Here is a 12,307-nt window from a genome sequence, read left to right on the forward strand (position 1 = left end):
ATGATCGGACAAGATGATGTGAGAAAACTAGTTGGGAAGATGGACGAACCTTTCCTTCATATACCGCTTGGTGAGCTGGATGCCATCAAGGAAATCAGCCTAAAGCCTGAAAAAGAACATGTGAGCTTAAAAGTGGCGATTGCCAAGACAGGCACTGCTGAGCAGATGAAGCTGCAGCAAGACATCGTACAAGCTTTAAAAGCAGCGGGCGCGAACACTGTAGGACTTCGTTTTGAAGAACTGCCTCAAGAAACGCTTGAAAAGTTTATGCCGTCCCAGGATGAGGAAGAAAATTTGCTCAACTCTAAAAATCCGCCTGTGTTCTTAGCGATTGCGAGTGGAAAAGGCGGCGTTGGGAAATCAACTGTTTCCGTTAACCTGGCTGTGGCACTGGCTCGTCTAGGGAAAAAAGTGGGACTGATCGATGCTGATATTTACGGCTTTAGCGTACCGGATATGATGGGAATCACCGTCAGACCGACAGTTAAAGGGGAAAAGATTATTCCTGTGGAACGCTTTGGCGTCAAAGTGATTTCAATGGGCTTTTTTGTTGAAGAAAACGCACCGGTCATTTGGAGAGGACCGATGCTTGGTAAAATGCTAAATAACTTCTTCCACGAAGTAGAGTGGGGAGAATTAGATTACTTACTATTAGACCTTCCGCCTGGAACAGGTGATGTAGCACTTGATATTCATACGATGCTTCCGAGCTGTAAAGAAATCATTGTGACGACACCGCATCCAACAGCGGCTTTCGTTGCTGCTAGAGCAGGCGCAATGGCACTGCAAACAGATCACGAGGTGCTAGGGGTCGTTGAGAATATGAGTTACTATGAAAGCAAAAAAACAGGTGAGAAGGAATATGTCTTTGGAAAAGGCGGCGGGGACAAGCTGGCGGAGGAGCTGCGTGTATCAGTTCTTGGTCAAATCCCTTTAAGACAGCCTGATTGGAATGAGGACGATTTTGCACCTTCTGTCTATGATGCGAGTCATCCGACAGGGGAAGTGTATCAACACATTGCCAATAAAGTCATTGAACAATTAGCAGTAAAAGCATAATGAAATCCCGAGTGGACCTTGTGCCACTCGGGTGATGTTTAACTGCCGCTTCCTTGTGAACCGGAATCATTGCTGCTTTCAGAGACTGCTTTTTTTAGCTCATCTTCGAATTTCTTCTTATAGAGAGGGCTGCTTAATGTTTCTGTGATGACTTTCTCTAAGTGCTTTCTGAACTCTTTGCTTTTGACCAGTTCACCGTATTTCTTTTCCATTTCAGGATCCTTGAGAATATCCATCATCATCTGTTGATAGTCAGGGTCCTTCATCAATTGTTTTAACATCTTTTCATGCTGTTGCTGCATGGATTTTGCGAAAGTCTCGGCAAATTTAGAATCCTCAAAGACCTTCTTCCAGAACTCTTTGCCTTTATCAGAAGTTAGTGTTTTCTCTATTGTTTTTTTCACAGTTTGTTCATCCATTACCAAAGCTTCATTCATTGCCTCGTCATTTAATAACTGTTGAATGGCCTTTTTACCGTCATCTGTTTTCAAAATATCGACGACCATTTTTTTCGTTTCGTCATAGTCCATATTAGATGAGGATTGGGTTTTGGGAGCACAAGCTGTTAGAGATAAAAGAAGAAAACAGCTCATTATACGCAAGATGCCTTTTGACATACTGTGGCTCCTTTCGTTACATGTCTTACTTTTAATATGAATGTTTCACGTGAATTTATACATAACAAAAATAGGGGTTGGGTCAATTCAATGAAAAGTCGGGATTTAGTTCGTTTTTTCTTCTCTGTGCTGGCTGTTGGAGCGGTCATTACAAGCGTGGTAGGTTTTGCGCTGGAGTGGGGGAAATATCAGAAGCTGTTTGTATCGTTTGAGATTTTAGAGATTGCGTCTGTGTTATTTTGGTTTATTGGTGTGGGGATGATCTTTAGTGTAATCAGTCAGATGGGGTTTGTTGTCTTTTTGACAGTGCACCGGTTTGCGCTGGAGATTTTCAGGTCGCATTCTTTATGGAATACCATTCAGTTATTCCTTGTGATTTTCGTGCTGTTTGATTTAGCTTATTTGCGGTTTTTGTTTTTCGGGGAGAATGAATCATTTCTTCCATACTTGTGGCTGCCTGTTTTTATCGGTGTGTTTGCATTGATCGTGTCTTATTTTAAACAGCAGCAGTCCTCTAAGAAAACATTTATTTCTGCAATGTTTCTCATGGTCGTCATCACGTCGTTAGAATGGTTTCCGGCGCTTAGAGTCAATGAAGAGGACTGGCTATATTTAATGCTATTTCCGCTATTAGGTTGTAATGCGTTTCAGTTATTAGCTATGCCGCGGTTTTCAAAAGCAAAAGCTACTTAACCTCAGTTGACTTTGTTTTTGTATTAGAGATAAGCTCGCCAACCGTGACGTTTCTTAAATTTTTGTCTTTTAAGTGTTTTAAAATGGCTGGTAAGGCTTGAGCGGTTTGGGTGGCTGAATCTGAGGCGTGAAGGAGAATAATGTCTCCGCTTTTCATTCGATCATTTACATTATGAACAATCTGGTCGACGCCCGGGTTCAGCCAATCTTGAGAATTGATGCTGTAATGGACAACGGTATAGCCATACTGTGTTGCAATTTTCAATACCGTTTCATTAAATTGCCCAGTTGGCGGTCTTAATAATTGAATGTCTTCCAGTCCAAGCTTTTGGAATGTATTTTGTGCACGGACAAGATCTCGCTTAATTTCGTTTTCTTCAAGCTGGCTATAATTTTTATATGCATAGCCAAGGCTGCCAATTTGATGGCCATCCTCTTTAATCCTTTTCACGATATCTGGGTGACGCTCAGCCCAAGAAGCAGACAGAAAGAAAGTGGCGTTCTTTATATCGTACTCTCGGAGGACATTTAAAATAGGAACAGCCTTCTCGTCTCCCCAGCCAATATTAAATGTAAGGGATGCGTGTTTTGATGAGGTCTCTCCTTTATAAATTGCTCGGGGCCCTTGTTCTGTTTTAAATACCGACAGCGGCGGTGCCTTTTGTACATAAAAAAAGGTTGCAGCTGCAAGGGCTGCTACAAGAATAATGACTACTTGCTTCAGCCGTTTAATAGGCAACACATATAATCGACTCAATTCAAACACTCCTGCCTTGTCCAAGATTGTTACTTGATTGTATGCAGGACAAGGGTTTAACATGCACGATAAAACTATTTTAAAAAAAGTTCTGAAAAGGCGTTGACTAACAGAATGTTTTCGTGATATATTATTAATCGTCGCTGACACACAGTGACAAACACAAACGCTTCGGGAAATAAACTTGAAAAAAGTTGTTGACATAAGATGAAGCGAAATGTTATATTATTAAAGCCGCTAAGAACGGCGAAGATGATCTTTGAAAACTAAACAAGACAAAACGTACCTGTTAATTCGAGTTTTTATAAAAAAATCCTATGATACATCATAGGTAGTCAGTCAAACGCTGACGAAAAACAAAACTTCGGTTTTGTACTTTTTCGGAGAGTTTGATCCTGGCTCAGGACGAACGCTGGCGGCGTGCCTAATACATGCAAGTCGAGCGGACAGAAGGGAGCTTGCTCCCGGATGTTAGCGGCGGACGGGTGAGTAACACGTGGGTAACCTGCCTGTAAGACTGGGATAACTCCGGGAAACCGGAGCTAATACCGGATAGTTCCTTGAACCGCATGGTTCAAGGATGAAAGACGGTTTCGGCTGTCACTTACAGATGGACCCGCGGCGCATTAGCTAGTTGGTGAGGTAACGGCTCACCAAGGCGACGATGCGTAGCCGACCTGAGAGGGTGATCGGCCACACTGGGACTGAGACACGGCCCAGACTCCTACGGGAGGCAGCAGTAGGGAATCTTCCGCAATGGACGAAAGTCTGACGGAGCAACGCCGCGTGAGTGATGAAGGTTTTCGGATCGTAAAGCTCTGTTGTTAGGGAAGAACAAGTGCAAGAGTAACTGCTTGCACCTTGACGGTACCTAACCAGAAAGCCACGGCTAACTACGTGCCAGCAGCCGCGGTAATACGTAGGTGGCAAGCGTTGTCCGGAATTATTGGGCGTAAAGGGCTCGCAGGCGGTTTCTTAAGTCTGATGTGAAAGCCCCCGGCTCAACCGGGGAGGGTCATTGGAAACTGGGAAACTTGAGTGCAGAAGAGGAGAGTGGAATTCCACGTGTAGCGGTGAAATGCGTAGAGATGTGGAGGAACACCAGTGGCGAAGGCGACTCTCTGGTCTGTAACTGACGCTGAGGAGCGAAAGCGTGGGGAGCGAACAGGATTAGATACCCTGGTAGTCCACGCCGTAAACGATGAGTGCTAAGTGTTAGGGGGTTTCCGCCCCTTAGTGCTGCAGCTAACGCATTAAGCACTCCGCCTGGGGAGTACGGTCGCAAGACTGAAACTCAAAGGAATTGACGGGGGCCCGCACAAGCGGTGGAGCATGTGGTTTAATTCGAAGCAACGCGAAGAACCTTACCAGGTCTTGACATCCTCTGACAACCCTAGAGATAGGGCTTTCCCTTCGGGGACAGAGTGACAGGTGGTGCATGGTTGTCGTCAGCTCGTGTCGTGAGATGTTGGGTTAAGTCCCGCAACGAGCGCAACCCTTGATCTTAGTTGCCAGCATTCAGTTGGGCACTCTAAGGTGACTGCCGGTGACAAACCGGAGGAAGGTGGGGATGACGTCAAATCATCATGCCCCTTATGACCTGGGCTACACACGTGCTACAATGGACAGAACAAAGGGCTGCGAGACCGCAAGGTTTAGCCAATCCCACAAATCTGTTCTCAGTTCGGATCGCAGTCTGCAACTCGACTGCGTGAAGCTGGAATCGCTAGTAATCGCGGATCAGCATGCCGCGGTGAATACGTTCCCGGGCCTTGTACACACCGCCCGTCACACCACGAGAGTTTGCAACACCCGAAGTCGGTGAGGTAACCTTTATGGAGCCAGCCGCCGAAGGTGGGGCAGATGATTGGGGTGAAGTCGTAACAAGGTAGCCGTATCGGAAGGTGCGGCTGGATCACCTCCTTTCTAAGGATATATGGAGCAGCGTACGTTTTTCGTCTTGTTTAGTTTTGAAGGATCATTCCTTCAAACATGTCTCTAGCGAGACAGGATTGTTCTTTGAAAACTAGATAACAATAAGTAATACATTCACATTGAATGCAATGCAAAGTTCATCACACATAGTGATTCTTTCTAAAGTAAGAAATGGTTAAGTTAGAAAGGGCGCACGGTGGATGCCTTGGCACTAGGAGCCGATGAAGGACGGGACGAACACCGATATGCTTCGGGGAGCTGTAAGCAAGCTTTGATCCGGAGATTTCCGAATGGGGAAACCCACTGCTCGTAATGGAGTAGTATCCATACTTGAATACATAGAGTATGAGAAGGCATACCCGGGGAACTGAAACATCTAAGTACCCGGAGGAAGAGAAAGCAAATGCGATTCCCTGAGTAGCGGCGAGCGAAACGGGAACAGCCCAAACCAAGAGGCTTGCCTCTTGGGGTTGTAGGACACTCTATACGGAGTTACAAAGGAACGATATAAGCGAAGAGGTCTGGAAAGGCCCGCCAAAGAAGGTAACAGCCCTGTAACTGAAATGTTGTTCTCTCCAGAGTGGATCCTGAGTACGGCGGAACACGTGAAATTCCGTCGGAATCCGGGAGGACCATCTCCCAAGGCTAAATACTCCCTAGTGACCGATAGTGAACCAGTACCGTGAGGGAAAGGTGAAAAGCACCCCGGAAGGGGAGTGAAATAGATCCTGAAACCGTGTGCCTACAAGTAGTCAGAGCCCGTTAACGGGTGATGGCGTGCCTTTTGTAGAATGAACCGGCGAGTTACGATCCCGTGCAAGGTTAAGCAGAAGATGCGGAGCCGCAGCGAAAGCGAGTCTGAATAGGGCGCATGAGTACGTGGTCGTAGACCCGAAACCAGGTGATCTACCCATGTCCAGGGTGAAGTTCAGGTAACACTGAATGGAGGCCCGAACCCACGCACGTTGAAAAGTGCGGGGATGAGGTGTGGGTAGGGGTGAAATGCCAATCGAACCTGGAGATAGCTGGTTCTCTCCGAAATAGCTTTAGGGCTAGCCTCAAGGTAAGAGTCTCGGAGGTAGAGCACTGATTGGACTAGGGGCCCCTACCGGGTTACCGAATTCAGTCAAACTCCGAATGCCGATGACTTATCCTTGGGAGTCAGACTGCGAGTGATAAGATCCGTAGTCGAAAGGGAAACAGCCCAGACCGCCAGCTAAGGTCCCAAAGTATACGTTAAGTGGAAAAGGATGTGGAGTTGCTTAGACAACCAGGATGTTGGCTTAGAAGCAGCCACCATTTAAAGAGTGCGTAATAGCTCACTGGTCGAGTGACTCTGCGCCGAAAATGTACCGGGGCTAAACGTATCACCGAAGCTGCGGACTGTTCTTACGAACAGTGGTAGGAGAGCGTTCTAAGTGCAGTGAAGTCAGACCGGAAGGACTGGTGGAGCGCTTAGAAGTGAGAATGCCGGTATGAGTAGCGAAAGACGGGTGAGAATCCCGTCCACCGAATGCCTAAGGTTTCCTGAGGAAGGCTCGTCCGCTCAGGGTTAGTCGGGACCTAAGCCGAGGCCGAAAGGCGTAGGCGATGGACAACAGGTTGATATTCCTGTACCACCTCCTCACCATTTGAGCAATGGGGGGACGCAGGAGGATAGGGTAAGCGCGGTATTGGATATCCGCGTCCAAGCAGTTAGGCTGGGAAATAGGCAAATCCGTTTCCCGTGAAGGCTGAGCTGTGATGGCGAGCGAAATTTAGTAGCGAAGTTCCTGATTCCACACTGCCAAGAAAAGCCTCTAGCGAGGTGAGAGGTGCCCGTACCGCAAACCGACACAGGTAGGCGAGGAGAGAATCCTAAGGTGATCGAGAGAACTCTCGTTAAGGAACTCGGCAAAATGACCCCGTAACTTCGGGAGAAGGGGTGCTTCTTAGGGTGTTAAAGCCCCGAGAAGCCGCAGTGAATAGGCCCAGGCGACTGTTTAGCAAAAACACAGGTCTCTGCGAAGCCGTAAGGCGAAGTATAGGGGCTGACGCCTGCCCGGTGCTGGAAGGTTAAGAGGAGCGCTTAGCGTAAGCGAAGGTGCGAATTGAAGCCCCAGTAAACGGCGGCCGTAACTATAACGGTCCTAAGGTAGCGAAATTCCTTGTCGGGTAAGTTCCGACCCGCACGAAAGGCGCAACGATCTGGGCACTGTCTCAACGAGAGACTCGGTGAAATTATAGTACCTGTGAAGATGCAGGTTACCCGCGACAGGACGGAAAGACCCCGTGGAGCTTTACTGCAGCCTGATATTGAATGTTGGTACAGCTTGTACAGGATAGGTAGGAGCCTTGGAAACCGGAGCGCTAGCTTCGGTGGAGGCATCGGTGGGATACTACCCTGGCTGTATTGACCTTCTAACCCGCTGCCCTTATCGGGCAGGGAGACAGTGTCAGGTGGGCAGTTTGACTGGGGCGGTCGCCTCCTAAAATGTAACGGAGGCGCCCAAAGGTTCCCTCAGAATGGTTGGAAATCATTCGCAGAGTGTAAAGGCACAAGGGAGCTTGACTGCGAGACCTACAAGTCGAGCAGGGACGAAAGTCGGGCTTAGTGATCCGGTGGTTCCGCATGGAAGGGCCATCGCTCAACGGATAAAAGCTACCCCGGGGATAACAGGCTTATCTCCCCCAAGAGTCCACATCGACGGGGAGGTTTGGCACCTCGATGTCGGCTCATCGCATCCTGGGGCTGTAGTCGGTCCCAAGGGTTGGGCTGTTCGCCCATTAAAGCGGTACGCGAGCTGGGTTCAGAACGTCGTGAGACAGTTCGGTCCCTATCCGTCGCGGGCGCAGGAAATTTGAGAGGAGCTGTCCTTAGTACGAGAGGACCGGGATGGACGCACCGCTGGTGTACCAGTTGTTCTGCCAAGGGCATCGCTGGGTAGCTATGTGCGGACGGGATAAGTGCTGAAAGCATCTAAGCATGAAGCCCCCCTCAAGATGAGATTTCCCATTCCGCAAGGAAGTAAGATCCCTGAAAGATGATCAGGTTGATAGGTCTGAGGTGGAAGCGTGGTGACACGTGGAGCTGACAGATACTAATAGATCGAGGACTTAACCTATATTCTAATGTGAAAAATGAACGTTGTTATCTAGTTTTGAGAGAACATTCTCTCCATCAGGTTTGGTGGCGATAGCGAAGAGGTCACACCCGTTCCCATACCGAACACGGAAGTTAAGCTCTTCAGCGCCGATGGTAGTTGGGGGTTTCCCCCTGTGAGAGTAGGACGCCGCCAAGCTTTTTGTTTATATCCTTCCAATGGAAGAAGTTACTTTATCCATTCCGCAGTAGCTCAGTGGTAGAGCTATCGGCTGTTAACCGATCGGTCGTAGGTTCGAGTCCTACCTGCGGAGCCATGCTTCCATAGCTCAGTAGGTAGAGCACTTCCATGGTAAGGAAGAGGTCAGCGGTTCGAGCCCGCTTGGAAGCTTTCCTCTAAATATTGTTCTGACAAGGTTTCTCGATGATGAGAAGGCTTTTTTTTATGTCTTTTTTAATTGCTTGGGATCGAATTGGGATCGGATCACTTAGCTTGCAATAGATTTGAAATTGCATCTGCAACCAAAGTGTCTGCTTCTTTGAATGCATGCGTATAAGTTTCAAGCGTGGTTTTTACATTTGCATGCCCTAAACGTTGAGATACAGACTTAATATTAAAGCCAGGTATTTTTCCAATTTGGTTAATTAACATTGTAGAATGAGTATGACACATATCATGCAAATGAATTTTCTTATATCGTGCTTTTTTGCGAATCGCTCCCACTATTTATTTAAATATAAAAAGGTAGTTGAGAACGTACAATGCTAATTCGTCTAGTTGATGACAGAGCAAGGCATTCCATTGGTCAACGTTGTGCCATATAAAAGATGGAACGGTTCGAAGATAAAAGCAGCTCTTCAAAAAGCATTGAAAAAGTGAAAAAGGTAAAGCCTCTGATCATAGAGAACAGGGGCTTTTTTTGATGTTATTTTTCATCGTTCTTTTTTTGAAGTGAATCCTTCTCTCAAAAACCTTTTTCTTTCTCTGTTACTTTATCGAGTGATTCTAGGGTATACGAAAAAGTGTTGTTTCCACACAATTTTACACTAATTATGTTTCTCCTCCTGAAAATGTAGTTGATAGAATTTCATCTTCCTTTTATGCATTTTAAATGTGTCGAATTTGTGAAATAAACAATTTCCACAAACTAAAATATGTGGTAGGTCTGTCTATAGTAGGTAACACAATACTCTTTGTTATGGTGAGCATTAATAGAAGGAGATTTCATGATTATTGCCATAACTGTTGTTACATATGGTAGTAAAGTTAGAGAGCCAAAAGGTGATCTGTATGACTACTATACACATGCCTTAGAAATCGGAAATTCTAAGGAAGAGCTTCTCATCTAAATGGACTTTGTAGACAAGCTCGAAAAAAATTACATGGAGGTAATAGGAAATGAGAATTAACCACAATATCGCGGCACTTAACACATTAAACCGTTTGTCTGCAAACAACGGTGCGAGCCAAAAGAACATGGAGAAACTTTCTTCTGGTCTTAAAATCAACCGTGCAGGAGATGACGCAGCAGGTCTTGCAATCTCTGAAAAAATGCGTGGACAAATTCGCGGATTAGAAATGGCTTCAAAAAACGCACAGGACGGTATCTCTCTTATCCAAACAGCTGAGGGGGCATTGACTGAAACTCACTCAATCCTTCAACGTGTTCGTGAATTAGTCGTTCAAGCTGGAAATACTGGTACACAGGATAAAGAGTCTGACCTTCAATCTATCCAAGATGAAATTAAAGCTTTACAAGAAGAAGTAGATGGAATTTCAAATCGTACAGAGTTTAACGGTAAAAAATTATTAGATGGTTCGTTTAAAGGAACCCCAGGAACACCAGCAATTCCGCCGACAGATCCAGATGATCCAGATACAGGTACACCTGCAGTTCCAGCAAGTGGTAATGCTTTAGTGTTCCAAATCGGTGCTAATGCAACTCAACAAATCTCAGTTCATATTGATAAAATGAGTACAGATGCATTGGGAGTGAAAGGTGCTAATGGAATTGTAGCGAATCAAGCGATTAAAGACATCGATGTAAGAAAGTTTGCTGATAATGCAGCAGATGCTACTGATGTTGGTTTTGATACTCAACTAAGTATTGTTGATGCAGCTATTAACCAAGTATCTGCTCAACGTGGAAAACTTGGTGCAGTACAAAACCGTCTAGAGCACACGATTAACAACTTGGGTGCATCTGCTGAAAACTTAACTGCTGCTGAGTCTCGTATTCGTGACGTTGACATGGCGAAAGAAATGAGTGAGTTCACAAAGAACAACATTCTTTCTCAAGCGTCTCAAGCTATGCTTGCACAAGCGAATCAACAGCCGCAAAATGTACTTCAATTATTACGTTAATCAACCAAAAGCCCCTTTTATATAGGGGCTTTTGTTGTTTGCTTTAAATGTTGGACATGCTCAGTGACAAATAGACTCAAGAATGGAATAAATCGATTGGTAAGTAAGCTTTGTATCAATTTTCTACACATTCCTTCTTTTTGTGCTTGATTCCTTAGTTCCTTTCTTATATTCTTACTAAAGTGATGATTATCCTCTCTAACAAAAGACTCTGTACGTTCCTCTTTTTCCCCGAAATTGAATGGTTATTGTTTGTTCCTTTCTGTATCTCCGGGTTTTATTCGCCTTCTTTTTCCTTGTACGGTATGTATATAAAAAGGAGTAGATGGTTTGAAAGATTTATTTGTAAAGCAAGAATGGTTTGGATATGTGCGTCAGGATGTGCTGGCGGGTATTTTAGTGGCTCTGGCTTTAATTCCTGAGGCGATTGCGTTTTCGATTATTGCGGGCGTTGATCCAAAGATTGGGTTGTATGCTTCGTTTTGTATTGCCATTGTCATTTCGTTTGTTGGTGGACGGCCAGGTATGATTTCGGCCGCTACAGGGGCTATGGCTCTGGTTATGGTTAATTTGGTAGCCGATCATGGATTGCAGTACTTGTTTGCGGCTACGATTTTAACAGGCCTGATTCAAATTGTGTTTGGAATGTGTCGTGTTTCTCGTCTGATGAAATTTATTCCGAGGTCTGTGATGGTTGGTTTTGTTAATGCATTGGCAATTATGATCTTCATGGCACAGCTGCCGCATTTCGTTGGGGAATCCATGGCTATGTATGTCATGACAGGTGGAGCATTGTTGATCATTTATGTATTGCCGATGGTCACAAAAGTTATTCCCTCTCCACTTATTGCAATTATTGTGATGACGATGATTGCTGTATTTGGGCATATTGATGTCAGAACGGTTGGAGACATGGGAGAGCTGCCTAGCTCTTTGCCAGTTTTTCTTATCCCAAATGTACCGTTTAACTGGGAAACACTTGCTATCATTTTTCCTTATTCCTTAGCACTTGCGATGGTTGGTTTACTTGAATCTTTATTAACAGCACAGATTGTAGATGATATGACGGAAACGTCTAGTCGTAAAAATAAGGAAGCGAGAGGCCAAGGAATTGCCAATGTGGTGGCAGGATTTTTTGGCGGTATGGCTGGCTGTGCGATGATTGGTCAATCTGTGATTAATACAAAGGCAGGGGGACGAGGCAGGCTTTCTACCTTTGTTGCTGGTGCATTTTTAATGGTATTGATTTTTGTGCTCGGTGATGTGGTTGTTCAAATTCCGATGGCTGCTCTTGTGGCTGTCATGATCATGGTTTCTATTGGTACCTTTGATTGGAGTTCATTCCAGCAGCTGAAAAAGAACCCAAAAACAGATTCTCTTGTGATGCTTGTCACGGTCGTGACGGTGGTGTTCACTCATGATTTATCAAAGGGTGTTTTTGCAGGTGTTCTTCTTAGTGCGGTATTCTTTGTAGCAAAAATATCGAAGCTTCATATTACGTCTACAGAAAGCCAAGCAGGGACTTGGATTTATCGAATAAAAGGCCAAATTTTCTTTGCTTCTGTGACTGATTTCATCCAAGCGTTCGATCAGAAAAAAGATCTCCAAGCTGTTGTCATTGATTTGTCTGAAGCGCGTATATGGGATGAATCAGGTGTGGCCGCGATAGAACGTGTGAAGGACAAATATCGTACAGCTGGTGTAGAGGTGGACGTAGTTGGAATGGATACGTCTAGTCAAAAGCTTGTGAAACAAGTGATTGGATCTTAAAAGACTTTTCTGTTTGTTACAATAAAACA

General features: G+C 45.3%; 8 protein-coding genes, 2 tRNA genes and 3 rRNA genes. 10 read left to right on the plus strand and 3 right to left on the minus strand.

Features of this window, described 5'->3' with window-relative positions; all coding sequences use genetic code 11:
- Window positions 1-1,059, plus strand: a complete 1,059-nt coding sequence (locus NSQ11_RS00945) for an Mrp/NBP35 family ATP-binding protein (RefSeq protein WP_007496365.1) — start codon at window positions 1-3, stop codon at window positions 1,057-1,059.
- 38 nt (window positions 1,060-1,097) lie between these two features.
- Here the strand turns inward: NSQ11_RS00945 and gerD are convergent, their stop codons facing one another.
- Window positions 1,098-1,676 (minus strand): spore germination lipoprotein GerD, encoded by a 579-nt coding sequence (gerD, locus tag NSQ11_RS00950; protein WP_007496366.1) that lies wholly within the window; start codon window positions 1,674-1,676, stop codon window positions 1,098-1,100.
- 90 nt (window positions 1,677-1,766) lie between these two features.
- Between gerD and NSQ11_RS00955 the strand changes: the two genes are divergently transcribed.
- Window positions 1,767-2,369 (plus strand): KinB-signaling pathway activation protein, encoded by a 603-nt coding sequence (locus tag NSQ11_RS00955; RefSeq protein ID WP_008345196.1) that lies wholly within the window; start codon window positions 1,767-1,769, stop codon window positions 2,367-2,369.
- Here the strand turns inward: NSQ11_RS00955 and pdaB are convergent.
- Window positions 2,362-3,126 carry a polysaccharide deacetylase family sporulation protein PdaB gene (gene pdaB, locus NSQ11_RS00960; protein WP_017366469.1) on the minus strand — a complete coding sequence of 255 codons (765 nt, stop codon included), beginning with the start codon at window positions 3,124-3,126 and terminating at the stop codon, window positions 2,362-2,364. The genes NSQ11_RS00955 and pdaB overlap by 8 nt on opposite strands.
- A 377-nt stretch (window positions 3,127-3,503) precedes the next feature.
- Here pdaB and NSQ11_RS00965 point away from each other — a divergent pair.
- The 5 genes from NSQ11_RS00965 to NSQ11_RS00985 all read left to right on the plus strand — a co-directional run bounded on the left by NSQ11_RS00965 (window position 3,504) and on the right by NSQ11_RS00985 (window position 8,534).
- A 16S ribosomal RNA gene (locus NSQ11_RS00965) occupies window positions 3,504-5,052 on the plus strand.
- Window positions 5,053-5,234: 182 nt separating this feature from the next.
- Window positions 5,235-8,165, plus strand: a 23S ribosomal RNA gene (locus NSQ11_RS00970).
- Window positions 8,166-8,226: 61 nt separating this feature from the next.
- Window positions 8,227-8,342 (plus strand): 5S ribosomal RNA (rrf, locus tag NSQ11_RS00975).
- The 16S, 23S and 5S rRNA genes sit together here with 2 tRNA genes alongside, the layout of an rRNA operon.
- A gap of 43 nt (window positions 8,343-8,385) precedes the next feature.
- A tRNA-Asn gene (locus NSQ11_RS00980) sits at window positions 8,386-8,460 on the plus strand.
- Between the two features lies 1 nt (window position 8,461).
- Window positions 8,462-8,534: transfer RNA gene (locus NSQ11_RS00985), tRNA-Thr, on the plus strand.
- 93 nt (window positions 8,535-8,627) lie between these two features.
- Here the strand turns inward: NSQ11_RS00985 and NSQ11_RS00990 are convergent.
- A complete protein-coding gene (locus NSQ11_RS00990) occupies window positions 8,628-8,816 on the minus strand; it encodes a tyrosine-type recombinase/integrase (protein ID WP_129548439.1) in 189 nt (62 codons plus the stop codon).
- 554 nt (window positions 8,817-9,370) lie between these two features.
- Between NSQ11_RS00990 and NSQ11_RS00995 the strand changes: the two genes are divergently transcribed.
- The 3 genes from NSQ11_RS00995 (at window position 9,371) to NSQ11_RS01005 (ending at window position 12,278) form a co-directional block, all read left to right on the plus strand.
- Complete coding sequence (locus NSQ11_RS00995; protein ID WP_342501206.1) at window positions 9,371-9,493, plus strand: hypothetical protein; 123 nt, start codon at window positions 9,371-9,373, stop codon at window positions 9,491-9,493.
- A gap of 49 nt (window positions 9,494-9,542) precedes the next feature.
- Complete coding sequence (gene hag / locus NSQ11_RS01000) at window positions 9,543-10,508, plus strand: flagellin Hag (RefSeq protein WP_017358869.1); 966 nt, start codon at window positions 9,543-9,545, stop codon at window positions 10,506-10,508.
- A 330-nt stretch (window positions 10,509-10,838) separates the two neighbouring features.
- Window positions 10,839-12,278: a SulP family inorganic anion transporter gene (locus NSQ11_RS01005; protein ID WP_335357928.1), complete on the plus strand. Its 1,440-nt coding sequence runs from the start codon at window positions 10,839-10,841 to the stop codon at window positions 12,276-12,278.
- The last annotated feature ends 29 nt before the right edge of the window (window positions 12,279-12,307 follow it).

This window comes from Bacillus sp. FSL W7-1582, from assembly GCF_038593325.1.
Taxonomy (GTDB): Bacteria; Bacillota; Bacilli; order Bacillales; family Bacillaceae; genus Bacillus; species Bacillus altitudinis.